Source organism: Acinetobacter sp. ANC_7654 (assembly GCF_056779855.1).
Window position 1 is genome coordinate 26,272 of the sequence record NZ_JBWYIR010000013.1, and the last position, 26,415, is coordinate 52,686.

General features: G+C 40.6%; 23 protein-coding genes. 13 read left to right on the forward strand and 10 right to left on the reverse strand.

All coding sequences use genetic code 11. The annotated features are described in order from the left end of the window. Window positions 1–195: 195 nt before the first annotated feature. The 8 genes from dxs to AC1M86_RS13260 all read left to right on the forward strand — a co-directional run bounded on the left by dxs (window position 196) and on the right by AC1M86_RS13260 (window position 8,921). The gene (gene dxs, locus AC1M86_RS13225) at window positions 196–2,100 is read left to right on the forward strand and encodes a 1-deoxy-D-xylulose-5-phosphate synthase (RefSeq protein WP_481586774.1); all 1,905 of its coding nucleotides are present in this window, start codon (window positions 196–198) and stop codon (window positions 2,098–2,100) included. 118 nt (window positions 2,101–2,218) lie between these two features. Further along, the gene (locus AC1M86_RS13230; RefSeq protein ID WP_035265030.1) at window positions 2,219–3,049 is read left to right on the forward strand and encodes an inositol monophosphatase family protein; all 831 of its coding nucleotides are present in this window, start codon (window positions 2,219–2,221) and stop codon (window positions 3,047–3,049) included. Between the two features lie 408 nt (window positions 3,050–3,457). After that, window positions 3,458–5,272 (forward strand): DEAD/DEAH box helicase, encoded by a 1,815-nt coding sequence (locus tag AC1M86_RS13235; RefSeq protein WP_180028266.1) that lies wholly within the window; start codon window positions 3,458–3,460, stop codon window positions 5,270–5,272. A gap of 422 nt (window positions 5,273–5,694) precedes the next feature. After that, entirely contained in the window at window positions 5,695–6,513 is an 819-nt protein-coding gene (locus AC1M86_RS13240; RefSeq protein ID WP_481586775.1) for an ABC transporter ATP-binding protein, read from the forward strand. Continuing rightward, window positions 6,510–7,289, forward strand: coding sequence for a lipid asymmetry maintenance ABC transporter permease subunit MlaE (mlaE, locus tag AC1M86_RS13245; protein ID WP_035265034.1), 780 nt, complete (start codon window positions 6,510–6,512; stop codon window positions 7,287–7,289). Before AC1M86_RS13240 ends, mlaE begins: the two co-directional genes overlap by 4 nt. Next, window positions 7,289–7,969: an outer membrane lipid asymmetry maintenance protein MlaD gene (mlaD, locus tag AC1M86_RS13250; protein WP_481586776.1), complete on the forward strand. Its 681-nt coding sequence runs from the start codon at window positions 7,289–7,291 to the stop codon at window positions 7,967–7,969. The genes mlaE and mlaD overlap by 1 nt, the downstream gene beginning before the upstream one ends. Before the next feature lie 19 nt (window positions 7,970–7,988). Further along, complete coding sequence (locus AC1M86_RS13255; protein ID WP_035265038.1) at window positions 7,989–8,621, forward strand: MlaC/ttg2D family ABC transporter substrate-binding protein; 633 nt, start codon at window positions 7,989–7,991, stop codon at window positions 8,619–8,621. A gap of 39 nt (window positions 8,622–8,660) precedes the next feature. After that, window positions 8,661–8,921, forward strand: coding sequence for an STAS domain-containing protein (locus tag AC1M86_RS13260; protein WP_218945337.1), 261 nt, complete (start codon window positions 8,661–8,663; stop codon window positions 8,919–8,921). 110 nt (window positions 8,922–9,031) lie between these two features. On the opposite strand, the gene AC1M86_RS13265 is transcribed toward AC1M86_RS13260, so the two are convergent. After that, window positions 9,032–10,045 carry a CorA family divalent cation transporter gene (locus AC1M86_RS13265; protein WP_035265042.1) on the reverse strand — a complete coding sequence of 338 codons (1,014 nt, stop codon included), beginning with the start codon at window positions 10,043–10,045 and terminating at the stop codon, window positions 9,032–9,034. Window positions 10,046–10,200: 155 nt separating this feature from the next. On the opposite strand from AC1M86_RS13265, the gene AC1M86_RS13270 reads away from it, so the two are divergent. After that, entirely contained in the window at window positions 10,201–10,800 is a 600-nt protein-coding gene (locus AC1M86_RS13270; protein WP_481586777.1) for an LOG family protein, read from the forward strand. Continuing rightward, the gene (locus tag AC1M86_RS13275) at window positions 10,797–11,198 is read left to right on the forward strand and encodes an NUDIX hydrolase (protein WP_092768106.1); all 402 of its coding nucleotides are present in this window, start codon (window positions 10,797–10,799) and stop codon (window positions 11,196–11,198) included. The genes AC1M86_RS13270 and AC1M86_RS13275 overlap by 4 nt, the downstream gene beginning before the upstream one ends. A 17-nt stretch (window positions 11,199–11,215) precedes the next feature. Here AC1M86_RS13275 and AC1M86_RS13280 read toward each other — a convergent pair whose 3' ends face one another. Both AC1M86_RS13280 and recG read right to left on the reverse strand, forming a co-directional pair. After that, entirely contained in the window at window positions 11,216–11,848 is a 633-nt protein-coding gene (locus tag AC1M86_RS13280) for a ComF family protein (RefSeq protein WP_481608153.1), read from the reverse strand. Between the two features lie 67 nt (window positions 11,849–11,915). After that, on the reverse strand, window positions 11,916–13,961 hold the full coding sequence (gene recG / locus AC1M86_RS13285) for an ATP-dependent DNA helicase RecG (RefSeq protein WP_481592047.1): 2,046 nt from the start codon (window positions 13,959–13,961) through the stop codon (window positions 11,916–11,918). 53 nt (window positions 13,962–14,014) lie between these two features. On the opposite strand from recG, the gene AC1M86_RS13290 reads away from it, so the two are divergent. After that, a complete protein-coding gene (locus AC1M86_RS13290; RefSeq protein WP_481592046.1) occupies window positions 14,015–14,812 on the forward strand; it encodes a Rossmann-fold NAD(P)-binding domain-containing protein in 798 nt (265 codons plus the stop codon). Window positions 14,813–14,848: 36 nt separating this feature from the next. On the opposite strand, the gene plsB is transcribed toward AC1M86_RS13290, so the two are convergent. Further along, window positions 14,849–17,422: a glycerol-3-phosphate 1-O-acyltransferase PlsB gene (plsB, locus tag AC1M86_RS13295; protein ID WP_481608154.1), complete on the reverse strand. Its 2,574-nt coding sequence runs from the start codon at window positions 17,420–17,422 to the stop codon at window positions 14,849–14,851. A gap of 301 nt (window positions 17,423–17,723) precedes the next feature. On the opposite strand from plsB, the gene AC1M86_RS13300 reads away from it, so the two are divergent. Next, the gene (locus AC1M86_RS13300) at window positions 17,724–18,596 is read left to right on the forward strand and encodes an acyl-CoA thioesterase (RefSeq protein ID WP_035265059.1); all 873 of its coding nucleotides are present in this window, start codon (window positions 17,724–17,726) and stop codon (window positions 18,594–18,596) included. Between the two features lie 168 nt (window positions 18,597–18,764). Further along, window positions 18,765–20,018, forward strand: coding sequence for a dicarboxylate/amino acid:cation symporter (locus tag AC1M86_RS13305; RefSeq protein WP_481608155.1), 1,254 nt, complete (start codon window positions 18,765–18,767; stop codon window positions 20,016–20,018). Between the two features lie 56 nt (window positions 20,019–20,074). On the opposite strand, the gene AC1M86_RS13310 is transcribed toward AC1M86_RS13305, so the two are convergent. From AC1M86_RS13310 to AC1M86_RS13335, 6 genes are all read right to left on the reverse strand, one after another. Then, window positions 20,075–21,019: a metal-dependent hydrolase gene (locus AC1M86_RS13310; RefSeq protein WP_481592044.1), complete on the reverse strand. Its 945-nt coding sequence runs from the start codon at window positions 21,017–21,019 to the stop codon at window positions 20,075–20,077. Window positions 21,020–21,152: 133 nt separating this feature from the next. Further along, window positions 21,153–22,007: a ribosome biogenesis GTP-binding protein YihA/YsxC gene (gene yihA / locus AC1M86_RS13315; protein WP_481592043.1), complete on the reverse strand. Its 855-nt coding sequence runs from the start codon at window positions 22,005–22,007 to the stop codon at window positions 21,153–21,155. 86 nt (window positions 22,008–22,093) lie between these two features. Next, window positions 22,094–22,540, reverse strand: coding sequence for an RrF2 family transcriptional regulator (locus tag AC1M86_RS13320; RefSeq protein ID WP_481608156.1), 447 nt, complete (start codon window positions 22,538–22,540; stop codon window positions 22,094–22,096). Between the two features lie 106 nt (window positions 22,541–22,646). Further along, window positions 22,647–23,408, reverse strand: coding sequence for a globin domain-containing protein (locus tag AC1M86_RS13325; protein WP_481608157.1), 762 nt, complete (start codon window positions 23,406–23,408; stop codon window positions 22,647–22,649). A gap of 149 nt (window positions 23,409–23,557) precedes the next feature. Continuing rightward, window positions 23,558–25,141: a helicase HerA-like domain-containing protein gene (locus tag AC1M86_RS13330; RefSeq protein ID WP_481608158.1), complete on the reverse strand. Its 1,584-nt coding sequence runs from the start codon at window positions 25,139–25,141 to the stop codon at window positions 23,558–23,560. A gap of 12 nt (window positions 25,142–25,153) precedes the next feature. Next, a complete protein-coding gene (locus AC1M86_RS13335) occupies window positions 25,154–26,356 on the reverse strand; it encodes a PLP-dependent transferase (protein WP_481608159.1) in 1,203 nt (400 codons plus the stop codon). Window positions 26,357–26,415: the final 59 nt, after the last annotated feature.

Here is a 26,415-nt window from a genome sequence, read left to right on the forward strand (position 1 = left end):
AGTTGATAAGTAGCATCGATATTCAGGATAATCTAGCTACCTAACAACGCCCGTTTAGCGAAAGCTCAACACTGGACCAATATAAATGTGGTTGATTTAAGGTGTTTTTTTTCGATTTCTCGATCAATAAGAAGAATCGAGCTAACCCATTTACCTAGCTTAGGATTTGCCAGGCTTTAGAAGGCATTGCCACATATGTTGTATACCGAAATACCTAGTCAACGTCCTGTTACGCCTTTATTGGATGCGATTAATCATCCAATGCAATTGCGTCAACTAGCCAAAGAACAATTGAGTCAAGTGTCGGACGAGCTACGTCAATTTATTTTGTATGCTGCTGGACAAAGTGGTGGGCATTTCGGTGCCAATCTAGGTGTAATCGAATTAACTGTTGCCTTGCATTATTGTTTCAATACACCGCATGATCGTCTTATCTGGGATGTGGGACATCAAGCATATCCACATAAAGCTTTGACTGGACGTCGTGAGCAACTGACTACAATTCGTGCAAAAAATGGCTTGGCGGCGTTTCCAGCTCGTGAAGAGTCTGAATTTGATACTTTTGGTGTGGGCCACTCATCGACTGCTATTTCAGCGGGTTTGGGAATGGCTTTAGCTCGTCGTTATCAAAAAGATCCTTGTGAAGTGGTTGCAATTATCGGTGATGGTGCAATGACAGCAGGGATGGCATTCGAAGCCATGAATGATGCTGTTGCACATAATGCTGATCTCATGGTGGTGCTGAATGACAATGATATGTCGATTTCATGTAGCACGGGTGGTTTTGCAAAACATTTGGCTGCTATTTGGGAAAAAGGGCAATCTGTACACATTGATGAGCAGGGTAATCCATTTATTCAGGACTATCCTGAGTGGGACTACACTTCACGTTTACATTGTGCTGCTACCGAGGCTGCGGATAACTTATTTAAAGCGATTGGATTTGACTATTTTGGTCCATTCGATGGTCATAACGTCGATGAACTTGTTAATGTATTTAGTGCCTTAAAAAAACGTAAGGGGCCGCGCTTAATTCATATCTATACCAAGAAGGGTAAGGGCTTCGCACCTGCTGAAGCAGATCAAATAAAATATCACGCAATTGCTAAATTAAATGCTGCAGCAGTTTCAACAAAAGCACCCAAATATTCTGATGTTTTTGGGCAGTGGTTGTGTGAGGAAGCCCAGTTAGATGATAAGTTGTTAGCCATTACACCTGCCATGTGTGAAGGTTCAGGTATGGTGCAATTCGCCAAACAATATCCTGATCGTTATTTTGATGTGGCAATTGCAGAACAACATGCAGTGACTTTAGCTGCAGGTATGGCATGTGAAGGTTTAAAACCAGTAGTGGCAATTTATTCAACCTTCTTACAGCGTGGTTATGATCAGCTTATTCATGATGTGGCATTACAAAACCTTGATGTCACATTTGGTATCGATCGTGCAGGTTTAGTGGGTGAAGATGGACCAACCCATGCTGGTGCATACGATTACGCATTTATGCGTACAGTTCCGAATATCGTGATTATGGCACCAAAAGATGAAAATGAATGCCGTCAAATGCTACATACCGCTTATTTGCACCCGGGTCCTGCTGCAGTACGTTATCCACGCGGAAATGGTTTAGGTGTTGAAATTCAAAAAGAACTGACAGCGCTTGAAATTGGTAAAGCTGAGTTAACTTTGGAGCTGAATGTAAAAGCCGAAGAAGTGATTACTATTTTAGCTTTCGGTAGCCGCGTGAGTGTTGCAGAACATGCTGCTCAGCTTTTAGTTGATCAATTGGATGTTGCAGTACGCGTTGTGAATATGCGTTTTGTTAAACCCCTAGATGGTCAAATCATTCGACAATATGCAGATCAAACCCAACTTTTTGTAACGGTTGAAGAGCATGCAGTCATGGGTGGTGCTGGAAGTGCTGTGAATGAATTTATAATGGCCGAACACATTCTCAAGCCAGTTTTGAACATAGGCTTACCTGATCAATTCTTGGCACAAGCCAGTCATGGTGAGATGCTTAAAGATTGTGGATTGGATGCAGAAGGTATCCAATCTTCAATTCAACAAGCTTGGTTAAAGCTTGTACAGGTGGTTTAAATACAAGTCATAAAATTTTAGAAACATTTTTTACCTAAAAGCGCCGATATTTGATAAAATGTCGGCGCTTTTATGCATTATTCTTTATCAGTATCTTCAAATTTGTAGTGGGTGTTCAATGGAACCTATGGTGGTGATGGCTGCGCGTGCGGCTCAAACAGTTGGTCAAGAGCTTTTAAAAGCGCATCAGAATCGTCATAAACTTGATCTGCAAGTTGAAGAAAAAGGTATCGAAGGTCCTGTGACTCGCGTTGATCGCTATGTTGAAGAGTTGACGATCGATATCTTGCGCAAAAGCTATAAAAATCACAGCTTCCTTGGTGAAGAGTTTGGTATGCAAGAAGGTAAAGGTCACGATGCTGATTGGTGTTGGGTGATCGATCCTTTAGATGGTACTTTAAACTTCATTAATGGTGTCCCACACTTCTGTATTTCTATTGCAGTTCAACACAAAGGCGTGACTCAACACGGTGTTGTGTATGACCCAATCAAAGATGAATTGTTCTCTGCGAGTCGCGGTCGCGGTGCAATGATGAACCAACGTCGTATTCGTGTGAATGTAAAAGATAGTTTAGATCGTACATTCTTGGCTGTTGGTCATGCATATCGTGCTAAACGTGATGGCGAAGTAGTTTCTTATGCAAAAAATCACTTCGATTCTTTGTTGGCAGTATCTGAACAAGGCGCTCAATTCCGCCGTTTAGGTTCAGCAGCACTCGACTTAGCTTATGTTGCTGCTGGTCGTTACGATGGTTATTTCGAACTTGGTTTGAAACCATGGGATATCGCAGCGGGTGAGCTAATTGTTAAAGAAGCTGGTGGTACAGTAGTTGATGCGCGCGGTGGTTCAAACTCAATGGAAAATGGTCAAGTCTTGGCTTGTTCTATGAAATTATTGAAACCATTGATGCAAGCAGTTGTCCCAGCTTGGGGTGCTGCTGCTAAATAAGCAGATCAAATTTATGAAAGCTCCCTAATAGGGAGCTTTTTTATCTCCAAAACATGATAAATTTGAATATTTGTACTTGAATGCACCAAAAAGCAATTAAACTTAATGACATTATAAAAAAATCTGTTATACTCCGCGCACGCACTAAATTTCGTTCATTACCTGAACATTTCTCTTCTATATTGTGTATGCGCGTCCGGTCCAAAGAGAGGACATTATTTCGCGCCCCACCCAATCGCTAAAAGCGATTCCTTCAGGTTCAGGCTGTAATCATGTGTGCGTTATACGCATCGTCGTTCTCGGATCGCCGCTGATTCTATATTTTCAGCGATTATTGCTGTACCGCTTTTTGCCGATGTCCATCAGACTTTATTTAATGGAGCACCCAATTTTCGGGTGAAAAACTCTATGAGCAAAACTTTTGCTGATTTTCCACTACACGAATCACTTCAACAAGCATTACAAGCATTAGGCTTTACATCGCCTACTCCTGTTCAGGAACAATCAATTCCTGCTGCTTTAGATGGTAAAGATCTTTTAGTATCAAGCCAAACAGGTTCTGGTAAAACTGCTGCATTCTTATTACCTACACTTCACGCTTTAGCGGGTAGTGAAGATACGTTGCTTTCTTTCAAAGAGCGTATGCGTGCTGTAACTGCACCTACAATTTTAGTACTTTGCCCAACACGTGAATTGGCTCAACAGGTGAGCCAAGATGCGATTGCATTTGTACGTCACATGAAAGGTGTTCGTATTGCTGCGATTATGGGTGGTATGCCTTTTGGTAAACAAATCCAACAATTAAAAGGTGCACAAGTTGTTGTAGCGACTCCAGGTCGTTTACTTGATCTTGTAAACCGTCGTCAAATCAAATTGGACAAAGTTAAATCATTAATCGTAGATGAAGCAGACCGTATGCTTGATCTTGGTTTCTCTGAAGATTTAGAGGCGATCAGTGATTTAGCGGGTAACCGTGATCAAACATTAATGTTCTCTGCGACTTTCGCACCACGTATTATTACGTTGGCAGAACGTATGATGAATGAGCCTGAACGTATTGCGATTGAAACTGGTCACACGACGAATACTGACATCACTCAGACTTTACATTGGACTGATGGTTTTGAGCACAAGAAAAAGCTTTTAACACATTGGTTAAATGAAGAAGATCTTGATCAAGCCGTTGTATTTGCTTCTACGCAAGAAGATACAGATATGCTTGCAGAAGAACTGTCTGAAGCTGGTCTTTCAGTTGTAGCACTTCATGGTGCAATGCCACAGACTGTACGTAACCGTCGTTTGCGCAGCATCCGTGAAGGTCGCGCAAAAATTTTAGTTGCAACTGATGTTGCAGCACGTGGTCTAGATGTACCAACAATTTCACACGTGATTAACTTTGGTCTTCCAATGAAGAACGAAGATTATGTACACCGTATTGGTCGTACAGGTCGTGCAGGTCGTACTGGTAAAGCAATCACATTAGCGACTTACCGTGAACGTGGCAAAATTCGTGCTTTAGAAGACTACTTAGATGCACGTCTAGAAGTTTCTGAAATTGAAGGTCTTGAGCCATCTCCACCTCCAGCACGCGGTAGTCGTGATGGCGCTGGTCGCGGTCGTGGCCGTGGTGGTGAAGGCCGTGGCCGTGGTGGTTTCGGCGGTGGTCGTCGTTTTGAAGGTGAATCAAACTTCAAACGTCGCGAAGGTAATCGTGATGGTGAACGCCGTTCGTTTGGTGAAGATCGTCCACGTCGTGAATTCAATGGTGAGGATCGTCCACGTCGCGAGTTCAACAACGACCGTCCACGTCGTGAGTTTAATGGCGAAGATCGTCCGCGTCGCGAGTTCAACAATGATCGTCCACGTCGTGAATTCAATGGTGAAGATCGTCCACGTCGCGAGTTTAACAATGACCGTCCACGTCGTGAGTTTAATGGCGAAGATCGTCCACGTCGCGATTTCGGTGACCGTCCGCAACGTTCATTTGATGATCGTCCAAAGCGTGATTTCGGTGATCGCCCTCGTTCTAACGATGACAATCGTGGTAACCGTGTAGATTATAAACCTCGTGAAAACAGTTTTGGTGACCGTCCAAAACGTGATTTCGGTGACCGTCCAGCACGTCGTGAAGGTGGTTTTGATCGTCCAAAACGTACATTTGGTGATGACCGTCCAAAGCGTGAATTCAATAGCGATCGCCCACGTCGTAAATTTAACGACTAATCGGTATAGCTAAATAAACCAGCCTTCGGGCTGGTTTTTTATTGCTCATATAAAAAAATCTGTTAGAATAAAAGTGAATAAGTTCACATTATTTATGGTAAATGTAAAATATGAATAATAAGATTGTAATGCTTGAGACGAAGCAAATGAATGTGGGTGCAATCATGATGTACGTGTTCTTTTTATTGGTATTACTTAATCTTGCCTATTATTTTTTTAGTATCACATTATAAATTTTTAAAAAAGAATAATTTCAAATCATTGTTTCATAAATAAAACACATCTTTCTATAAGCAAAATTAATAAAAATGATCAATAATGCTACAATGTCCGCTTAACCTTGTATTTTATAAATAACATTTAAATTCAGTTATTTCAGAGTATAGTATGCAAGCTGAAAAATTGTAGGAACACGCTCAGCTATGAATAATCAAATACAAATCGATGAGCAAGCATTGATCGAAGTAAAAAATTTAAGCTTTAATCGTGGTGATCGTGTTATTTACGACCAAGTCAATTTAAAGATTCGTAAGGGGCAAATTACTGCCATTATGGGTCCTTCAGGGACGGGGAAAACCACGCTTCTTAGACTCATTGGGGGGCAACTTGTACCTGATGCAGGCGAGGTCTTGTTGGATGGCAAAAATATTAGCCAAATGAGTCGTCAGGAATTGTTTAAAGCACGTGCTCGTATGGGGATGCTCTTTCAGAGTGGTGCGCTTTTCACTGATATGACTGTCTATGAAAATGTAGCTTTCCCTATCCGCGCCCATACTCAATTGCCTGAACATCTGATTGCAGAACTGGTCGCTTTAAAACTCGAATCTGTGGGATTACGTGGCGCTGAGCAAATGATGCCTTCTGAGCTTTCAGGGGGGATGAATCGCCGTGTGGCGTTAGCTCGTGCAATTGCACTAGATCCAGATTTGATTATGTACGATGAACCATTTGCTGGTCAGGATCCCATCGTAATGGGGGTTTTAACCCGATTGATTCGTTCTTTACGAGAAGCGTTAGACCTAACGACCATTATTGTGTCTCACGATGTTGCTGAAACATTATCTATTGCAGATTACATTTATGTGGTTGCGGAAGGTAAAGTACAAGGCGAGGGTACACCTGATCAGTTAAAGAGTCATAGTTCGCCTTTCGTTCGTCAATTCTTAACAGGTTCGGTCGAAGGTCCTGTGGATTATCAATTTAGTCATCAAGCATATTTAAGTGATGAGGTGCGTACATGAATGCGATAGCCTCACTAGGTAGACGCGTTATAGAACGTGTTCAAGGTATTGGCGTTGCAGCCATTATGCTAGTTCAAATTTTATTTTCGATGCCGACTTGGATTGGAGTCAAACTCTTTATCTATCAAATGTACCGTGTTGGCGTATTATCATTGCTTATCATTGTGGTTTCAGGACTGTTTATAGGTGCAGTCTTGGGTTTGCAGATGTATAGCATTTTGGTCACTTTCGGCAGTGAAGCGATGCTTGGTGCAGCAGTTTCGTTGACCTTGTTGCGTGAACTTGCGCCAGTGGTTGCTGCACTTCTTTTTGCGGGGCGTGCAGGATCTGCTTTAACCGCCGAAATTGGTTTGATGAAAGCGACTGAGCAATTGTCTAGTATGGAAATGATCGGTGTTGATCCACTTAAACGCATTATTTCACCACGTTTATGGGCGGGTATATTTAGTTTGCCTATGCTTGCCGTAATTTTTGCTGCTGTGGGGATCATGGGCGGAAAAATGGTCGGTGTGGATTTTTTAGGTGCTGATGAAGGTTCGTATTGGAGTGGTATGGAAAGTGCCGTTCAATTTTATAAAGATGTATTTAATGGCACGATCATCAAAAGCTTTGTATTTGCTTTAATCTGTACGTGGATTGCCGTATATCAGGGATATTCATGCGAGCCTACATCAGAAGGCATTGCGACAGCAACAACAAGAACGGTAGTGTATTCATCACTATGTGTTTTAGGATTTGATTTTGTTTTGACTGCGGTCATGTTTGGAGGTGTGTAATGAAATCACGTACGAGTGAGCTCGCAGTTGGAATATTCGTGATTCTATTTGGTTGTGCATTATTTTTCTTGGCAATGAAAGTAAGTGGCTTAGCTGGGACAAATTTAAAAGATAGTTATAGCATGACGGCAACTTTTGATAATGTTAATGGTATTAAACCACGTGCTAAAGTTGCACTAAGCGGCGTAAAAGTAGGTGAAGTTGAGTCAATCACATTAGATCCGTTAACACGTCTTGCTACAGTGAAAATTAATTTAGATGGTGAGCTGACATCTTTCAATGATGAACAACTTAAAACTGTGCAAGAAGGTGCTTTAGAAGAGTTGCGCTATAGCAGTGACTATGAAGCTGCTACGCCATCGCAACAAAAAGAAATGGAAAAGCAACTGATCGCTAACATGAACTCCATCACCAATATTGATGAAGATGCTTACATTATGGTAGCGACAAATGGCTTACTGGGCGAGAAGTATCTCAAAATTGTTCCAGGTGGTGGTCTAAATTATTTAAAACGTGGTGATCAAATTGGCAACACACAAAGCACAATGGAAATTGAAGACTTAGTGTCTAAATTTGTGACAGGTGGTGCTGGTGACTCAGCTGCGAAAAAAGATTCAAATGGTTCATCAGATGCAGAGACTGTGGAATTCACAGATGAAACTGCTTCTTTTGTTAAATGATTAAATAGAGGAAAAATAAATGAATACGTTCGTAAAGCAAACACTGACTGTTAGCGTTTTATCGACGATGATTGCGAGTACAGCATTTGCTGCACCTACGGAGACTCCTCCTGCATTTATCAAAAAAGTAGCTGATGGCTTAATTTCACGTTTAAAAGCAGACCAAGCTAAGTTACAAAATAACCCTGCTGCGGTACGCGCAATTGTTCGTCAAAATTTAGATCCATATATTGATTCACAATCATTTACTCGTATCGTGATGGGAACTTATGCAACGAATCAATATAGTAATGCTGCTCAACGCGCACAGTTTGAGAAGAACTTCCGTGAAACATTGATTGAAAACTATGGTAGTGCTTTCTCTAAGTTTTCTAATCAGACATATACAATTCGTCCGTATAAAGCATCTAACACTAAAAACCCTGTTGTAACGATTGATTTTATTAACAAGGGTGAGAAGATCCCTGTATCGTTCCAATTGGCTGATAAAGGTGATCAGTGGAAGATTCGCAATATCAACGTTTCTGGAATTGACTTAGGTTTGCAATTCCGTAATCAGTTTGCTGCTACTGTGAAGCGTAATGGTGGCGATATCAATAAAGCAATTGCAAACTTCAAGCCTGATGCTGAAGCTGCAGTTGAGAAAAAATAACAGAGAACAATTGTGATTTCACTCAAAGATCAAGAAATTATGGTTTCTGGAAAAATTAGCTTCGACAATGCTGAACAGTATTATCAACAAGGTTTAATGTTGATTCAACAGGCAAAGCAGTTTCCACTTACTGTAAATTTATCAGGTCTTGAACATGGTAGTACTCTGGCGCTAGCTGTTTTAGTGCGTTTATTGCGTCAAGCACCTGGAACATCGAGTTTACAGTTTAAATCTGTGCCAGAAAAAATGATGAAAATCATTCAATCTTGCCATTTAGAAAATGATTTAAAATTGATTTGATTGAAAAATAAAAAAGCACCTTAGGGTGCTTTTTTATCGCTTTAAAATAGTAATTTACTCAACAGAAGGTACTTCATACGTTGTTTAAAAAACGCGACATCAAAGCGTACTCAAATCCATTTTTTCCATCTAAAATAAATCAGTGGTCCAAATAAGAATACTAGGATAATCAGACTGACAACAACAAAGCTCGTCGTTCCTTGAGCAAAGGGCAGTACATCAGTGTTCATACCATAAATACTGGCCACCAACATCGGGGGAGCAAGCATGCTAGGTAAAATCGAGAATCGACGAATCGTATCATTCTGTTCAGTATTAATGAAACCCGAAGTGGTATCCAATAGGAATCGAACCTTCTGGAACAAGAATGCATCATGTTCTACTAATGAGCGAACATCCTCACTGAGTTCTCGAATATCAGCATCATAAATATGACTGCCTAAGGCACGGGGTCTTGCTAAGAAGGTCAGAACGCGGCGTAAGTCTATTAAACAGAGTTGCGCTTTACCCAACATATCTTCTTTTTGAGCAAGACGGGTAATCATATCATCGAGATCAAGAATTTGTTCACGGTGGCGAACATTCAATACTTCTGTAGAGTAGAGTTCTAAATCCTTGTGGATATCTTCTAAGATATCCGCAAGCTCATCGAGTTTAGCTTCGAGTAAACCCAAAAGTATCCAAGTCGGATCTTTATAGTCAATGTCGTAATCATTACGGCGAGCACGTGCTCGAAAGGCACGGAAAGCAACGAGCTTTTCACCACGTAAAGTAAATAGTCGATCTTTATGTAGAATAAATGCAACGGTTTGAACCGTTCCTAGCATATTGGATGACTCTTCAGGGTCACCATCGACTTGGTAGTTTTTATTTTTCGTTAAAAAATACGTACTGATATGTAAAATGCCATCATCATCACGGTAGAATCGTGCAGATGATGAAATATCTTCTAATGATTTTAGTGTTGGAAGATTTTGTTTATAGGCATCTAAAACCCATTCTTGCTCATCTTGAGAGGGTGCAATTAAATCGATCCAAACCAATTCAGGGTGTAAATCAAACCCACCATTGATCGTTGCATCTTCTAGACTACCGCGCTCTGTGGCATAAAAGGCTTCAAGCATTTTATCTTTTCTCCCTTGCGCAGTTTGTGTGTGAACGATGGGTGTATTTTAGACAAGGATGCCATGAAAAAAAACTGATTCCATCATTAATTAGGTTAAAAAACACAGAACATATCATTTTAATTGTTGTTATAAAAACTTAAGGCTAATTTTAAATGAATTCTATTGCAATATTTTGTGGTTCAACATTAGGTTCCGATCCTGTTTATGCTGATGCAGCAAAGAAAACAGGGAAATATTTAGCGCAACAAGGCAAGACCTTGGTGTATGGTGGCGGTCGTTCAGGATTAATGGGGATTGTTGCGGATAGTGCATTAGAGGCTGGTGGAAAGGTCATTGGCGTGATTCCACAAGGATTGGTGGATCGTGAATTAGCACATCCAAATTTGACTGAACTTCACGTTGTTACCAGTATGCATGAGCGTAAAACGCTGATGGCAGATTTGTCGGATGGTTTTATTGCCTTACCGGGTGGTGCAGGAACAATTGAAGAAATTTTTGAACAATGGACATGGGCGCAACTCGGTATTCATCTTAAACCCTGCGCATTTTTAAACATTAACGGGTTTTATGATGATCTATTACAATTCATTCAACATACGACAGATCAAGAGTTTACTCGAGCTCGCTTTACCAATGCATTAATCAATTCAACTTCAATCGAGGATATTGTGTCAAAATTCGAGTCTTATCAGGCACCACAACCGAAATGGGGTGTCCAAGATCGAGAAGATTTGGTGAAACTAGATACATGAGCAAAGTCATTACTGTCGCAGCAGCGATTATTTCCAATGAGGATCAGCAGTTGTTGTTGGTTCGAAAAAAGAATACCCAGTTTTTCATGCAAGTTGGTGGGAAGTTAGAGGAGAATGAGCCTTCTGAGGACACGATTCTGCGAGAAATTAAAGAAGAAATTGGCGCTGAGGCAGTAATAGATCAATATATAGGTCGTTTTGAAACCAAAGCTGCAAATGAAGCGGATCATCAGTTGATTAGTTATCTCTATCGAGTTCAGCTTAAACAAGAGCCTCATATTCATGCAGAAATTGCTGAAATGAAATGGATCGATTTAGATGATGATGCTACGCCTTTAGCACCGTTAACTCGAGAAATCGTGATTCCTTGGTGTAGGCAGCATTTTAATGCCGATTAAAACTTAAAGTGACTGTGTCAATATTCTGCGGCTGCAATGCATGCGATCTGAATGTTCTGACAGCCGAGCTTTTCTAGTGCATTGGTCAACGCATTGACTGAACTCCCTGTGGTCACGACATCGTCAATAATCAGGATATTTCTAAACTTTCCTTTTTCTGAACGTATAGGTTTGAATTGAGATTGAATATCCTCGATTCTTTCTACACGTGTTAAGCCTTTCTGTGAGTGTTGTGCTGAACGTTCAATTGGCTGCCAAATGGGTATTTGCAGTTTTTTGGAAAGAATTTTTCCGATGACCATCATTTGATTATAACCACGCTCTTTCAAGCGCTCGTTTGAAATAGGCATAGGTACAATCGCTTGAAAACGTTTCAGTTTAAGTTCTAGCAATGTGTGTGCTAGAAAAGTTTGATAATGAAGTTGTTGTTCATATTTGAATAAGTGAATAATGCGATCTATAGGAAAGCTATAGTCGAAACAAGCATAAATATTTCTTTCATGTCGATGAATGAGTGAAGGGCTTTTCCATGGAAGCATTGTCCAACAGTCATCACATAGTCTGTGGGTTTGAGTTGGAGAGAATCCGCATAATTGGCAAGCGCGTCGTGATAATAATGTGTGATAGAGGTTATGAATAGGGCTCAGCATCATGGCTCAAGTTATTTTTATTGTGAGTACCTATGATTATAACTGAGCTCGTTGATTAAGGAACATATTAAACATACGCATATCTAGGCGCTTCTGGTAACCATCGTTTAAGAAGAGCATCCGCTTGATGTGGGTAATCTTTTAAAATTTGAGTCGCGACATAGTGCGCTTGAGTTAACAGATGGTCATCCCGTTCCAATTTAGCCACGCGAAAGCCCATGTCTCCAGTCTGTTTCGTTCCTAACAGTTCGCCTGGGCCGCGGATTTCCAAATCTTTTTCTGCTATTAAAAAGCCATCATTGGTTTCACGCATAATGCGTAAACGCTCTTGTCCATTCTGCGATAAAGGACTTTTATATAATAATGCGCAAAAACTTGCTTTAGCACCTCGACCCACACGGCCCCTTAATTGATGTAGTTGAGATAGACCCAGTCGCTCCGCATTTTCAATGACCATGATGGATGCATTTGGTACATCCACTCCAACTTCGATCACAGTTGTTGCGATCAGCAGTTGTAATTGATTGTCTTTGAACTGTTGCATGACAGCTTGTTTTTCATCAGCTTTCATTTTGCCATGAACCAAACCAATATTGAGGTGCGGAAAGCGTTCTTTAATCTCCTGATAAGTCGCTTCAGCAGCTTGGGCATCTAACGTCTCTGATTGTTCCACTAATGTACAGACCCAATAAGCCTGCTTACCTTCAGCGCAGTTTGTCGCAATACGCTGCAGGACCTCTTCACGACGATCGAGTGGAATAGTGACTGTTTGGATTGGGGTACGCCCTGGGGGTAACTCATCAATCACAGAAGTATCTAAATCTCCGTACGCTGACATTGCTAACGTACGTGGGATAGGGGTGGCGGTCATTACTAACTGATGTGGTGTCGTATCCTGTGCCCCTTTATTTCGTAATGCTAGACGCTGGTCAACTCCAAACCGATGCTGTTCATCAATGATGACAAGACCCAATTTATGAAACTGGACGTTATCCTGAAATAGTGCATGAGTGCCGACGACCAATTGGGCAGAGCCTTCTCTAATCTGCTGTTCTGCAGCAGCGCGTGCTTTCCCTTTTTGTTTGCCTGATAACCAAGAAACTTGGATGCTGAGTGGTTCGAACCATTTTTTAAAATTTAAATAATGTTGTTCTGCGAGGATTTCAGTCGGTGCCATAAGAGCAACTTGCCATCCCTCTTCGAGTGGATGACATGCCGCAATGCCTGCTACTAGGGTTTTGCCTGCGCCTACATCACCTTGCACCAGTCTGAGCATCGGTTTGTTTTGTTTAAGATCTTTCACAATTTCATTTGAAACACGTTTTTGAGCATTCGTCATTTCAAAGGGAAGTGTGGAGAGAAGTTGTTTGGCAAATGTTCGACTGGCTGAAAATGCAGGTGCGGAGATCTGTTGAATGTATGCACGACGAGTCAACAAACTAATTTGATGACTGACTAATTCTTCAAAGATGAGACGTTGCTGCGCAGGATGCTGCCCTTCAGCCAGTTGCAACATATTGGCATCGGTGGGAGGGTGATGAATATATTCTAGTGCTTCTTTTAAAGCATACCCATTGGTAAATTTTGCAGGAATCAGTTCTGGTAAATCATGGGCATGTTGTGCTAAAGCTTGTTTAATATATTCGCGCAGTTTAGGTTGAGTGAGTCCTTCCGTTGATGGGTAAATTGCGGTTAGCTGCGTTTTTGGAAGTGGGGTATGCTCCGTAATCAATTGAATTTCTGGGTGATACATTTCTAGGCCACGAGCGCCTACTCGGACTTCACCAAACACTCTTAAACGATTTCCAGGCTTTGCGCGATCCATCAATGCTTTATAAATATGATAAAAACGTAAGGTGACTTTTCCAAAATCATCTTGTAATAATATTGCCATGGATTTGCGTTTACCGGGCGGCATATCCATTGATGCGACAGTGCCTTCAAGTAAATAGCTTCGACCTACTTGAAGTTGATTCATGGGCACAATAGTACTGCGATCTTCATAATCTCGAGGCAGATGAAACAAAAGATCATCCGTATTCCAGATATTTAATTTTTCGAGTAAAGCGGCAGCGGCGTTTCCTACACCTTGCAACTGATGGACTGCAGTCATGTCCCCTCAACTTTGCTTAAATTGACTTTATAACACTAGAGAATAGGTCTTACATGCATATTCTATTTATCGGTTATGGTAAAACATCCCAACATGTTGCTAAACAATTATTTCAACAAAGACATCAAATTACCACAGTCAGTTTAAGCAGGAAAGATCAAGCAGGTGCTATGCATCTTCAACAAGATATACACCAACTTGATTTATCGACATTGTCGCCTATTGATGCAGTATACGTGTTGATTGCACCCAAAGACCCATCACTAGACGGGTATAAAGCTGCTTTCATAGATGCGATTCCACATATGAGAAATCAGCTGGCATTGCATCCCATCCAAAAGATTATTGTTGTCTCATCAACACGCGTTTACGGACAAGATCAAGGGGAGGAGATTGATGACCAAACAGAGATCAATCCGAAAGATGAGAAAGCATTAGTGTTAGCCACAATGGAGAAACTTTGGCAAGACGCCTTCCCACAGCAATGTATCATTGTGAGACCCACTGGTATTTATGGCGTATCCGTGAAGAGAATGATGCAGCTTGCTCAAAATACAATGACCTATCCCAATGTGCATTGGTCGAATCGAATTCATATCGAAGATTTAGCGGGTTTTCTTGTCCATTTACTTCACGTGGAACATCCAGAAAAAACTTATATTTGTAGTAATAATCAACCCATTCCATTACATGAAATTATTCTGTGGTTCCAAAAGCAGTTAAACATCCTTCCATTAAAATTATTGAGTGAGGCACAGCATGGAAAGAAAATTTATGCCTCTCGAATGTTAAGCACTGGTTTTAAATTGAAACATAATCAATTTTTTAAGGATTATCGAGAACTCATTTAGGCATAAAAAAACCCTCGCTGGGGAGGGTTTTAGATACTATTTTTTCTTGCGTTTTAAGCGTTTTTTGGCTTGTTGATCAGCAACTGCATCCAAAGCTTCTTTGAGCTCTTCATCGTTAAATGAAGTGATATGTTGCAACATTTGTAAGGTTACATCATCTAGTACCAAGTTGGCATATTGAGCAACCTCTTTGAATTGTGCATCAAAGACTATTGCGCCTTCTTCGTTATTACTGATATAGCCTTGTTGAGTCAGAACTTTGATAAAACTTTGGAAGAGCGCTTTATCAAAGAATTCAGGTGAGTTGAACTCATAAAGTACAGATAAACGCTGACCTAATAGATGGCTTAAATCTTCGACCTGCTTGGTCGTAATATTTCCAGAGCCACGTTGAGTAATTAGGGCAAGTGTCATGTAGTAGCGTTCAATACTTTGCTTCACTGGAGCAGCAAGCACGACTAACTGATTGTGTTGTTCAGAGTTAGGTGCAGGGCTACATAAATTTCCATGTTCATCAATCGTAATCAACTGTGCTTCTACCAGACCTTGAACATAGTTACAGATCTGTTCTTTAAGTTCATCCGTATTCCACTTAAGGAAAAGTTCAGCTTTCAAGAATGGATAAAGTGTACGAATGACATTAATCAAATCGCCCTGTGAAATTTTACCATTGTGCTCGACCATCGCAGCAATCAGTGATGGCAAGACATAAGCATGCAAAATATTATTGCGGAAATATGTCAGTAATACTGCTTGACCATCTTCAATCGCAATGATGTCGCCAAGGACATGTTTTACACGCTTAATCAACTTGAGTTTTAAACCATAAGCAATGATTTCTTTACCAGACAGTGGTGTGATTTGAACTCGATAATCATAAGGTAAAGCTGTTAGAAGATTGCGATAGGTATCTAACTGTTTAATGCAAATCTCTTCATCAAGCGTGTGCTTGGAAGTCGATAAAAGAATAAGTGACAATAACGAAACTGGGTTGATAACAGCAGCACGGTTAATATTTTCAAGAATTGCATTTGCTGAGGTGTTGACTGCATCAGAAACTTCTTGAGGAATCGGGTCATCATTCTTCTCAATTTTGATATTTTCAGCACCATGCTGTTTCAAAATCTCATCAAGGAAGACGGGTTCACCAAAGTTTACGTGTACTTTACCGAAGATGCGTTCAATCTTTCTTAAGGTTTGTAAAATACCAAAGATAGATTCGGCCTCTTTAGGCTTACCATTCATTTCACCGACGTAAGTTGCACCTTCCATCAGGCGTTCATAACCAAAATAGGTCGGGACAAATACAATAGGTTTAGCACGACCACGCAAATGACTATGCACAGTCATTGCCAACATACCTGTTTTCGGCGGTAATAAACGTCCAGTACGTGAACGTCCACCTTCAATAAAGTATTCTAATGGCGTGTTGCGCGATAGGATACTGTATAGATATTCTTTGAATACAGTGGTGTATAACGCATTTCCACGGAAGGTTCGACGTATAAAAAATGCACCGCCACCACGTAAAAGCTGACCAACGAATGGCATATTCAGGTTATCACCTGCAGCAATGTACGGTACCATCATCCCACGCTTATAAATCACATAAGAGAGTAATAGGTAGTCAATATGGCTACGATGACAAGGTGTATAAATAATTTCGTAGTCTTTCGCTAATTCACGAACTGTATTGAAATTATGTACTTCTACGCCGTCATAGAGTTGAGTCCAAAGACGCGTCAGGGCTTGTTCTGCAAAACGTACGGTTGCATGAGAATAGTCTGATGCAATTTCATTCACGTAGCCGATCGCACGGCGCTCAGCTTCAATCAAACTGATTTTAGAGCGAATACTTTCTTTGCGAATTCCGTCCTGAACATCTTGAGATTTAATCAATGATTGCATCACGTTTCGACGATCTGACAAATCTGGACCTAATACAACTTCACGCTGACGATCTAGATAATCATTGAGTTGATTGACGATATATGTTGCAGGAGACAAGTTTGGATGTGTTACACGTGCGTAATCTACCAATTCGCGCAGTGATTTTGGTTCATGGAATTCAAGAAAAGATTGGCGACCATGTAAACCAATATTCATCAGTTGTTTAACAGTACTTGGTGTTGCCCAAGTGTCCGTAAATAGCAATTTAAATAATGAATCTTCTTTGTCCGGTGAGCGGCCCCACAATACAGTCACTGGTACAAGTTCAATGTCAGTATCTGGGTGCTTATCCAATATCTCGATCAATCTGAGGAGACGAGGTGGAAATGCATGGGGTGGCGGATTAAGTAAGTTTGTTTCATCTTGATGTTGTAAAAATAATACAGCAGCTTTCTCTTTATGGTCCCCGATCATGAGTGGGTCAAGTGCTGGCGCGAGATTTAATCGACGAGTTTCGCCGTCAACCACTAACGCATTACTACGCGAGTAATTTTGTAATACATAGCACACCACTTTTTTGTGAGTCGTGTTATTTTCAGTGGGTGGTGTTGAAGGTTGGGTTTCAGTAGGAACCTCTCCAAGAACATGCGGTGTTACTACGAGGTCAAGCAACTTACTGGAAAGTCGACGATACATTTGACCAAAGCCATTCTTGGACATACATACTCCTAGCCAAAGACGAATTTCGCATGACGCGAATGAAGGCAATTATTTTCTTAAATCTGTGATCAAAACAATATGTCATTTTCTAACAAAATGCACAGAATTTGGATGAATTTTCGTTAATAATCGTATTTTTAGCCAAAATATCAAATTTGTTTTATGACAATATAGTCAAGCAAAGTTTAGTTGTTTACTCGGAAATTATGGCAAGATAGAGATTGAGTCATTAAATTGGAAAATCTGTTTAAATTCAACAGGACCAATTTAATGTCGTAGCAATGAAATATATAGGTCCGATATGAATCAGCTCACGCAAGAACTCGTAGATTTACTCACGCTAGAACGACTTGAAGAAAACATTTTTAGAGGCAAAAGCCAAAATTTGGTTGGCAAACGCGTCTTTGGTGGACAAGTTCTAGGTCAAGCTTTACGTGCTGCTTCATATACAACTGATCGCCCTGCACATTCATTGCATGCATATTTCTTATTTGGTGGAGATGTTAATGCACCCATTATTTATGAAGTAGATCGAATCCGAGATGGGCGTAGTTTCGTGAGTCGCCAAGTTCGTGCGATTCAACATGGCAAGACGATATTCATGTGTATGGTATCTTTTGCAGACCAAGAAGAGGGTCTCAATTATCAAGTTGCTGAACCAGAATACCCGCCAGTAGATGGGCTAAAATCTGAAGCTGAACTCAAGAAAATGATTGTCGATTTCGTACCAGAGAATGTGCGTGCCAGCTTTATGCGTGATCGTCATGTTGAAATTAAGCCTGTAATGCCAGTCAATCCATTCCAACCACAACCTGAAGCGCCGTCTTACGCGCACTATATTCGTACACACGATCGTTTGGCTGATGATGTAGATGAAAATGCATTACATCAGGCGATCGCTGCTTTTTATTCAGACTTTACTTTGATGACAACTGCACTACGACCACACGGACTCAGTTATATTTCACCGAGTTTACAATGTGCCAGCATTGACCATACCATGTACTTTCATAAACCATTTCGTGTAGATGATTGGATGCTCTATGACATGGAAGCAACGATTAGTGCAAGTTCTAGAGGATTGAACTTTGGAAGAATGTGGCAAAATGGACAATTGGTCTGTAGTACAGTGCAAGAAGGTCTAATTCGAATTCGTGAAATCGAAACGCAATAAGATAATTGATCCATGCTTCAAGCCAAATCTTCAGATTTGGCTTTTTACTTCATATTTGTATTTATAAATTATTCGTTTCGGTTGCAAAGCTAACAAGAAAAAATGATCGATTCTTGAGGGCGCTCATGGCATAGTGCGACTAATAAATCAAAATGAAAAGCACATGACATGAGTCTAAATACGCAAATTTTAATTGCTGCAATTTTAGGTGTGGCTTTTGGCTTCTTGTTAAATGTATTCCCTCATACAGCATTTTTTAACGGAAGTTTATATGGCTTAGGGATTGCCAGTAGTATCTTTATCGGCCTACTGAAACTATTACTGATTCCTCTCATTTTTAGTTCTATTGTTGTCGGAGTTTCCAATCTACAGACTGGTGGCCAACTTGGTAGAACTTGGAAAATTACCCTCGCTTGTTGTGTCACAACCACAACGTTGGCGCTGATTTTGGGGCTTGCGTGTGCGCATCTTTTTGAGGTCGGGAAGGGTGTAGACATCACTATTTTTCAAGAGACCATGAATCAGCATCAGACGCCTGATACTTTGACGCCCTCGAGTTTTTTTACCAACTTTATCCAAAATACACTAATAAACCCGTTTAAAGCATTTGCTGAAGGTAATGTGTTAGCCGTTGTCGTTTTTGCACTTTTAATTGGGGTGGCTCTTGTTAAAGGTGGTGAAAAATTTGAAACAGTGAAAGCGTTGAGTCAGCAATTTTTTGAAATCATGATGTTGATGATTGGTTGGGTGATGAAGCTCGCACCAATAGGGATTTTTGCGTTACTGGCAAAGTTAATCGCGACGGAGGACCTATCTGTTCTGAGTCGATTAGCAGAATTTGCAGCAGTAGTCACGGGAACGACCATCTTTCATGGTCTTGTTGTTTTGCCTTTGTTGCTCTGGATTTTCGGGAGAATGAATCCAATTACATTTTTTAAGGGAACACGAGCAGCCTTGATTACGGCGTTTGCTACCAGCTCAAGTTCCGCAACCATGCCGCTATCAATGAAGTGTGCTCAGGAAAATTTAGGAGTAAGACCCCAGACTGCAGGATTTGTGATCCCTCTCGGGACACAGTTGAATATGGATGGGACGGCATTGTATGAGGCTGCGGCGGCGCTGTTTATTGCGAATTTAATGGGGCTTGACTTAACGTTAGGACAACAATTGATTGTGTGTGCGACAGCAATGATTGCATCTTTAGGGGCACCAGGTATACCTAGCGCAGGTATGGTTACCATGATTATGGTTTTACAATCAGTTGGACTCCCAGCAGAAGCAATCGCGATATTATTGCCGATTGACCGTTTATTAGATACTGTCAGAACAGTGGTGAATGTGCAAGGGGATATGATGATTAGTGTTGTTGTAGATCGTTACACGAATCCTGATCATGAACCCATTGCAAAAAATACAGCTTAAAAGATTAGATCAGATATAAAAAAAGCAGGGATCACCCTGCATTTTTATTGAATACATTATGCAACTTTCAGTGCTGCGCGTTCCGCTGCTGGTGATTGATTTAGATAGTTGATCGCATCTTCAGTTTTTGCTTCATGAACAGGGTCGTACCAAGGCATTAAATAGCCGAGTTGTTGAGAAACAAGCCAGAATGGGTGTGGGAGTAAACCATTGTCTTTTTGGGCAATTCGTGCCCATTCACGCCAAATCCAAGGTTTGTAAACAGCTGGTTTAATTGATTTAAAGCGAGGGTCTTGACCCATAATATGAGCAGCACCATCAACCCATAAACCTAATACAGCAGCAATCACAACTACACTTTGATAATAACGAGAAATATAACCACCGCCGAGATGACGATATAAGTCAAATGCAACGGTACGGTGTTCAATTTCCTCAGCACCATGCCATTTTACGAGATCGAGCATATTGGCATCAGCGCCCAATTCACCCCATTTTTTGTTGTACAAGGCATATTTGCCGAGGACACAAGTCATATGTTCAACAGTAGCAATAATACCTAATCTGAATAAATCCCACTGATGATCTAAGGCTTTTGGGATGTTTAGACCTAAAGGTTTATCCGCTAAAAGTTTTCCAAAAAGAAAGTCCATGATATCGAGGTTACGTTGAATATCGATATGACGTGCGCTGAGATATTCTTTATTTGCTGAATTATGTGCTTGAGCGTGCATCGCTTCTTGGCGAATAAAAGCTTTCACATCTTCTGCAAGTTTTTCATCAGTAATTTTGGGCAAAACTTTGTTGTACAGACGACAAAACCAGAATTCGCCTGCTGGTAAGATGTTATTGATTTCATTGATAAAATAACTAACGAAAGGCTGATTTGGAACCCAATCTACTGGTGTATCCGCCCACTCAAATTTAACTTTACGAGGTTTGATGTGATACTCAATAGAAGATCCAATCTTACTATTTCTTAATCGAGACAATAATTTCATCACACTTTCCTGAATTTTTGTTGTGATTATCATTTTTCAGTATAAAAAAATGCCCTCAAATAACCTTAGCATTTGGGGACATTGATGTATCAATTAGTGAATGTAATGATTTAACCATTCGGTAGGGTAGATACTATTCGGCTTTGTTGGATTTTAGTTCGGTTGTTTCGCTTGGTGATTCATCATCTTCTTGAATAACATGATCAAAATCTTCATCGATGTCTGATTCACTTACTTCAGGAATTGCACTTAGATCAAATCCGTTAGGCTGCTCAAGCGTAAAATTTAAACGACCAGCAATAACGCTTGCGAGTTCTTCAAGACCATGCTTATTGAGGGATGAGAACAATTGGATAGAGAAGTTAAGCTTCATTTTCTTTAATTGAGCTTTGACTTCTTGCAATGCTTTGGAAGCTGGACCACGATTTAACTTATCTGATTTTGTTAATAAAACATGGACAAATAATTTACGTGAATAAGCCCATTCTAACATCATAACATCGAAATGTTGTAAAGGGTGTCGTATGTCCATTAACAGTACAAGCCCTTGTAAACTTTCACGATGAATGAGGTAGTTTTCAAGCTCTTTTTGCCAAACGATTTTCATGCTTTCAGGTACAGCAGCATAGCCATATCCAGGAAGGTCAACTAATCTTTGTTCGGCATTGCCCATGCTAAAAAAGTTAATCATTTGTGTGCGACCAGGTTTTTTAGACGCACGTGCAAGTTGTTTTTGATTGGTTAATGCATTAATCGCACTCGATTTACCAGCATTCGAGCGACCTGCAAAAGCAATCTCATAACCTGTGTCTTCTACACATAAATTCAGTTTTGGTGCACTCATTAAGAATTCGGCTTTGCGCAACCAGTTGAGCGCTTGAACCGAATATTCAGTAATCGCTGGATCGGCTTTTTTCTCATAGCTGATCTTTTGCTTTGGGGCATTTGACGCCTTACTGTTTTTCGACTTTCCTCTGCTGTGATGCATAGCTCAACTTCAATAACTCAATTTACAATCAGCTATTATAAAGGAAGTCGCGCATGCAAGCGAATACTCAATCGAATTGAGTCAATCTATGGTGTAACTTGAATGAAAGGAATGGGTGAATCTGAATTGAATTTTATACCTGAGGTGGTTATAACATCCTTCAGTTTAAATTGATCTAAATGCTGATAAAACTGTTGGACTGCATGATCTAAAATGCCTTTTAATCCACAGTCACTTCTTAATATGCATGGTGGATTATGACACTCAACAATTTGCTGATCGCCTTGAAGTGTTCTCACTAAAGTCCCTAATGAGATATTCAGAGTTTGAGGGGCTAGACGTATACCGCCACCTTTGCCTCGAGTGGTTATTAGCCAACTTTGTTTTGCCATATAGTGAACGATTTTCATGGCGTGGTTTTCTGAGACCTGCAATTGGTTTGCCAGTTCTGCAATGGTATAAGGCAAGTCGCGAGGGTGTGCGACATACATCAATATACGCAGCGCATAGTCGGTAAATTTATTCAGTTGCATAGATCATCATCAAAGATAGCTTATTTCTATCTTAACATTGAAAGCCCCGCGAACGGAGCTTTCAATGATCTCTTAAAATCTTATTTCGGTTAAAGATTTAGATGAATTAATTTTTTAGTGGTGCAGATACCTCAACCACATCACCTACTTGATAGTGGTTTAATAAGATATTTGCCACAGAATATTCAGTTGCTTCATCTACCGCTTTTACTGTGATTTGATACTGGTCAGCTTGTGCAGCATCAAAGCTAAATTGTTGTGGTTGGCGAATCTCTTGCCCCGGTACTTGGACTCGCACCGAAATATATTCACCTGCTTCAGCCGTCGCAATGGTGTGACCGTCTTTGGCAGCTAAAGTTAAGGTTTTGGTGTTAGCTTCAGCTTCAATCGCTGTAATTTTAAATTCACGCCAGCCAGCCCAACCGCCATCTTGTGCAGTCAAAGCTTCATATTTTGATTTTTCGACACCGATTAAAATGTCTGCCAATTGCATATACGCGGCTTTCCAAGCAGCAATCAGATCAGAGTCCATTGGCACATCTAATACTTCGCTGATTGAATGCAGAAGGTTTTCACCCACAATCGAGTATTGATCCGCTTGAATGTCTAAACTTACGTGTTTAGTGGTAATTCGCTCAATCGCTTTTGCCAAAACTGTAGGATTTTCAATATTTTCAGCATATGCCAAAACAGCAGCAGCTAAAGCACGTGGCTGACGACCAGTACTTTGGTGATCCATGTTAAATGTATTTTTTAACTCGGGGTTGTTGTTCAGCATGCGATTATAGAAATAGGTTGTAAGGGCTACACCATTCTCACGCAGGACGGGAACAGTCGCTTTTACAAGTTCAATATGTTGTGGCGTCATGAGCTTCAACTTTAGTTTTATTAAAAGATATATTTAAAATACATCTTTTAGGGTCGAGCTGCAATATGACTTGCATAGAAAACCTTAAAATAATTATGGGATATTAAAATATCCCATAATGAAGTTAGAAATGATGGGTAAAGGGAGGGCTATTTTTTTCCAAATAATGAGCCCAGTAGACCGCGTACGATTTTTTGCCCAGTGCTTCCGCCGAGGCTTCGTGCAGCACTTTTAGCAAACGTACCGACAATATCTTGGGTGAGTTTTTCGCGTTGTTTGGCTGCACGTTCTGCTTCTTTTTGTTGTTCACGGGCAAGGCGTTCTTGTTCTTTGGCTTGCTGTTTTGCGAAAGCTTCTTGCTCTTTAGCAATTTGCTTCGCGTAGGCCTCTTGTTCCTTAGCTTGTTGTTTTGCTAACGCTTCTTGTTCGGATTGTTGTTGACGCTGAACTACTTTGTTTTGCAGCATTTCAAAAGCACTTTCTCGATCAAGTACTTGCTCATAAACACCTGCAATCACACTGTTTGTCATGAGCGTCTTACGCTCTTCAAGCGTGATAGGTGTAAAAGATGAATATGGGGGCATAACCCAACCGCGTTCAACCATTTGTGGCGTACCTTGCTCATCTAGACAGCTAATCAGCGCTTCACCAACTGCCAGCTCCGTAATAGCATCTTGTACATTGAATGCAGGATTTGCTCTAAAAGTATCAGCTGCAGTTTTTACTGCTTTTTGATCTTTTGGTGTGAAGGCACGAAGTGCATGCTGAACACGGTTGCCCAGTTGTCCTAAAACACTTTCAGGTAAATCCAGAGGATTTTGGGTGACAAAATAAATACCTACTCCCTTAGAGCGGATTAAGCGTACCACTTGTTCGATCTTTTCTTGCAAAGCAGGGCTGGCATTGTCAAACAGTAAATGAGCTTCATCGAAGAAAAATACCAATTTCGGTTTATCCATATCACCGACTTCAGGTAATTGTTCAAAGAGTTCGGAAAGCATCCACAGTAAGAAAGTCGCATAAAGCTTTGGGGTATTCATTAATTTATCGGCAGCGAGCAAATTAATATTGCCGTGACCTTGTGCATCGGTTTGGATAAAATCCATGAGGTCTAATGCAGGCTCACCAAAAAATTGATCACCGCCTTGATCGGACAGTGCTAGCAAATTACGTTGGATTGCACCCAGGCTGGCAGGGGAAAGATTGCCGTATTCTGCTTTAAAGTCAGCTGCATGCTCAGTCACATAAGTGATCATCGCTTTGAGGTCTTTAAAGTCGATCAGTAATAAACCTTGATCATCCGCGATGCGGAAAATCGCAGAAAGCACACCTTCTTGGGTGTCATTCAAATTCAGCATTCGGGCTAAAAGCAATGGACCAATTTCTGATACTGTAGTCCGAATCGGGTGACCTTGTTCGCCAAATAAATCCCAAAAAACCACAGGTGATGCGCGAAATGGGATTGATTCAATATTGAGGCTCTTGATGCGTTCATCAAATTTTGAATTATTTTCACCTGCTTTGGCAAGGCTAGAGACATCACCTTTTGCATCGGCTAAAAATACCGGCACACCAATACGAGAAAAGTTTTCTGCCAAGACCTTTAAAGTGACTGTTTTGCCTGTTCCTGTTGCGCCGGCAATCAAGCCATGTCGGTTTGCCAGTTGCGAATGTAAAACAATCTCTTGGGATGTATCTGAGGTTTTTTTTGCGATGACAATTGGTGTGCCCATAATTATTCCTTTTTATTCGATCTTTTGTTGTTGCATTATTTTGAGTGCTTGTTGAATATCTTCTATCAAATCGTGAGGATGTTCCAGTCCTATACAAAAACGAACCAATATTCCTTCTTGTAAATGTGGATGTGCAAGCTCACGCATTTGATCAATTTGATAGAGCATTACTAAACTCACTGGGCCACCCCAGCTAAAACCTAATTTAAACAGGTGGAGAGCATCACAAAAATGGCGTATATCTTGAAGATTATATTTTTTATCAAAAATTACACTGATTAAACCTGCACTTAATTCTGATATGCAAACTTCCTTCCAAAAAGTATGACCTGCAGATTTTGGATTGGCAGGGTGTAACACTTGTGCAAACTCATTTTGCTGTTGAAGCCAGCTCAATAAAGTTAGCGCTGATTTAGATTGGTGCGTATAACGGAGTTCCATTGAAGATAGGCTGCGCTGAATCTGTGCAGTATCATCGCCTGATATTGAAATCCCTTGAATTGCATGCATACGAAATAGCTTGTGGTATAAATCCTTGGTTTTTGTAACGACACTCCCCATGAGAATGTCACCACCACCGCTTGGATATTTGGTGAGTGCATGGACGGTGATATCGACTGCTAAATGTTCTGTACCAAAATCAAAAGCATTAAAAGCCAGACCTGCTCCCCAAGTATTATCAAGTGCGGTAAGGATCTTATGCGTTTGAGCTTTTTTGACCAGATTCTTTAAATCTGGAAATTCGAGTGTTACAGATCCTGCAGCTTCTAACCAAATTAACTTAGCTTTATCACTGGGTTTAAAGCTCTCAACATCAATTGGGTTATAGACCTTAACGGCAATACCATAACGTGATTCTAGGTTTCGCAAATGCTCCATATTTGGACCGTAAATATTGTCAGCGACCCAAACTTCATCACCATGTGCTAAAAAACAAGAATTCACCAAGTTGATTGCAGAGAGTCCGCTTGGTGCAAGGAGGCAGTATTCTCCGCCTTCTAATTGTGCAATATTGTCGCCTAGCGTAAACGTAGTGGGGGTGCCATGCGTTCCGTAACTATAGTCATAAGCATTGGTCCAATGGCGATTGAAAAGAGCATCGGTATTTTCAAAAATGATCGTTGATGCACGATAAATAGGAGGTTGAATACTATTTAAAAGTTGAGGTGCTTTTCTAGGGCTATGTATGAGTTGAGTTTGCGTATTTATTTTCACAATTTACCTGTATAAACCGTCATTTTATAACTAACAAAACATACTACTAAAAAACTGCA

Coding starts and splice junctions, on each gene's coding strand:
- dxs (WP_481586774.1), top strand. CDS start 196: ATGTTGTATACCGAAATACCTAGTCAACGTCCTGTTACGCCTTTATTG.
- AC1M86_RS13230 (WP_035265030.1), top strand. CDS start 2,219: ATGGAACCTATGGTGGTGATGGCTGCGCGTGCGGCTCAAACAGTTGGT.
- AC1M86_RS13235 (WP_180028266.1), top strand. CDS start 3,458: ATGAGCAAAACTTTTGCTGATTTTCCACTACACGAATCACTTCAACAA.
- AC1M86_RS13240 (WP_481586775.1), top strand. CDS start 5,695: ATGAATAATCAAATACAAATCGATGAGCAAGCATTGATCGAAGTAAAA.
- mlaE (WP_035265034.1), top strand. CDS start 6,510: ATGAATGCGATAGCCTCACTAGGTAGACGCGTTATAGAACGTGTTCAA.
- mlaD (WP_481586776.1), top strand. CDS start 7,289: ATGAAATCACGTACGAGTGAGCTCGCAGTTGGAATATTCGTGATTCTA.
- AC1M86_RS13255 (WP_035265038.1), top strand. CDS start 7,989: ATGAATACGTTCGTAAAGCAAACACTGACTGTTAGCGTTTTATCGACG.
- AC1M86_RS13260 (WP_218945337.1), top strand. CDS start 8,661: ATGGTTTCTGGAAAAATTAGCTTCGACAATGCTGAACAGTATTATCAA.
- AC1M86_RS13265 (WP_035265042.1), bottom strand. CDS start 10,045: ATGCTTGAAGCCTTTTATGCCACAGAGCGCGGTAGTCTAGAAGATGCA.
- AC1M86_RS13270 (WP_481586777.1), top strand. CDS start 10,201: ATGAATTCTATTGCAATATTTTGTGGTTCAACATTAGGTTCCGATCCT.
- AC1M86_RS13275 (WP_092768106.1), top strand. CDS start 10,797: ATGAGCAAAGTCATTACTGTCGCAGCAGCGATTATTTCCAATGAGGAT.
- AC1M86_RS13280 (WP_481608153.1), bottom strand. CDS start 11,848: ATGCTGAGCCCTATTCATAACCTCTATCACACATTATTATCACGACGC.
- recG (WP_481592047.1), bottom strand. CDS start 13,961: ATGACTGCAGTCCATCAGTTGCAAGGTGTAGGAAACGCCGCTGCCGCT.
- AC1M86_RS13290 (WP_481592046.1), top strand. CDS start 14,015: ATGCATATTCTATTTATCGGTTATGGTAAAACATCCCAACATGTTGCT.
- plsB (WP_481608154.1), bottom strand. CDS start 17,422: ATGTCCAAGAATGGCTTTGGTCAAATGTATCGTCGACTTTCCAGTAAG.
- AC1M86_RS13300 (WP_035265059.1), top strand. CDS start 17,724: ATGAATCAGCTCACGCAAGAACTCGTAGATTTACTCACGCTAGAACGA.
- AC1M86_RS13305 (WP_481608155.1), top strand. CDS start 18,765: ATGAGTCTAAATACGCAAATTTTAATTGCTGCAATTTTAGGTGTGGCT.
- AC1M86_RS13310 (WP_481592044.1), bottom strand. CDS start 21,019: ATGAAATTATTGTCTCGATTAAGAAATAGTAAGATTGGATCTTCTATT.
- yihA (WP_481592043.1), bottom strand. CDS start 22,007: ATGCATCACAGCAGAGGAAAGTCGAAAAACAGTAAGGCGTCAAATGCC.
- AC1M86_RS13320 (WP_481608156.1), bottom strand. CDS start 22,540: ATGCAACTGAATAAATTTACCGACTATGCGCTGCGTATATTGATGTAT.
- AC1M86_RS13325 (WP_481608157.1), bottom strand. CDS start 23,408: ATGACGCCACAACATATTGAACTTGTAAAAGCGACTGTTCCCGTCCTG.
- AC1M86_RS13330 (WP_481608158.1), bottom strand. CDS start 25,141: ATGGGCACACCAATTGTCATCGCAAAAAAAACCTCAGATACATCCCAA.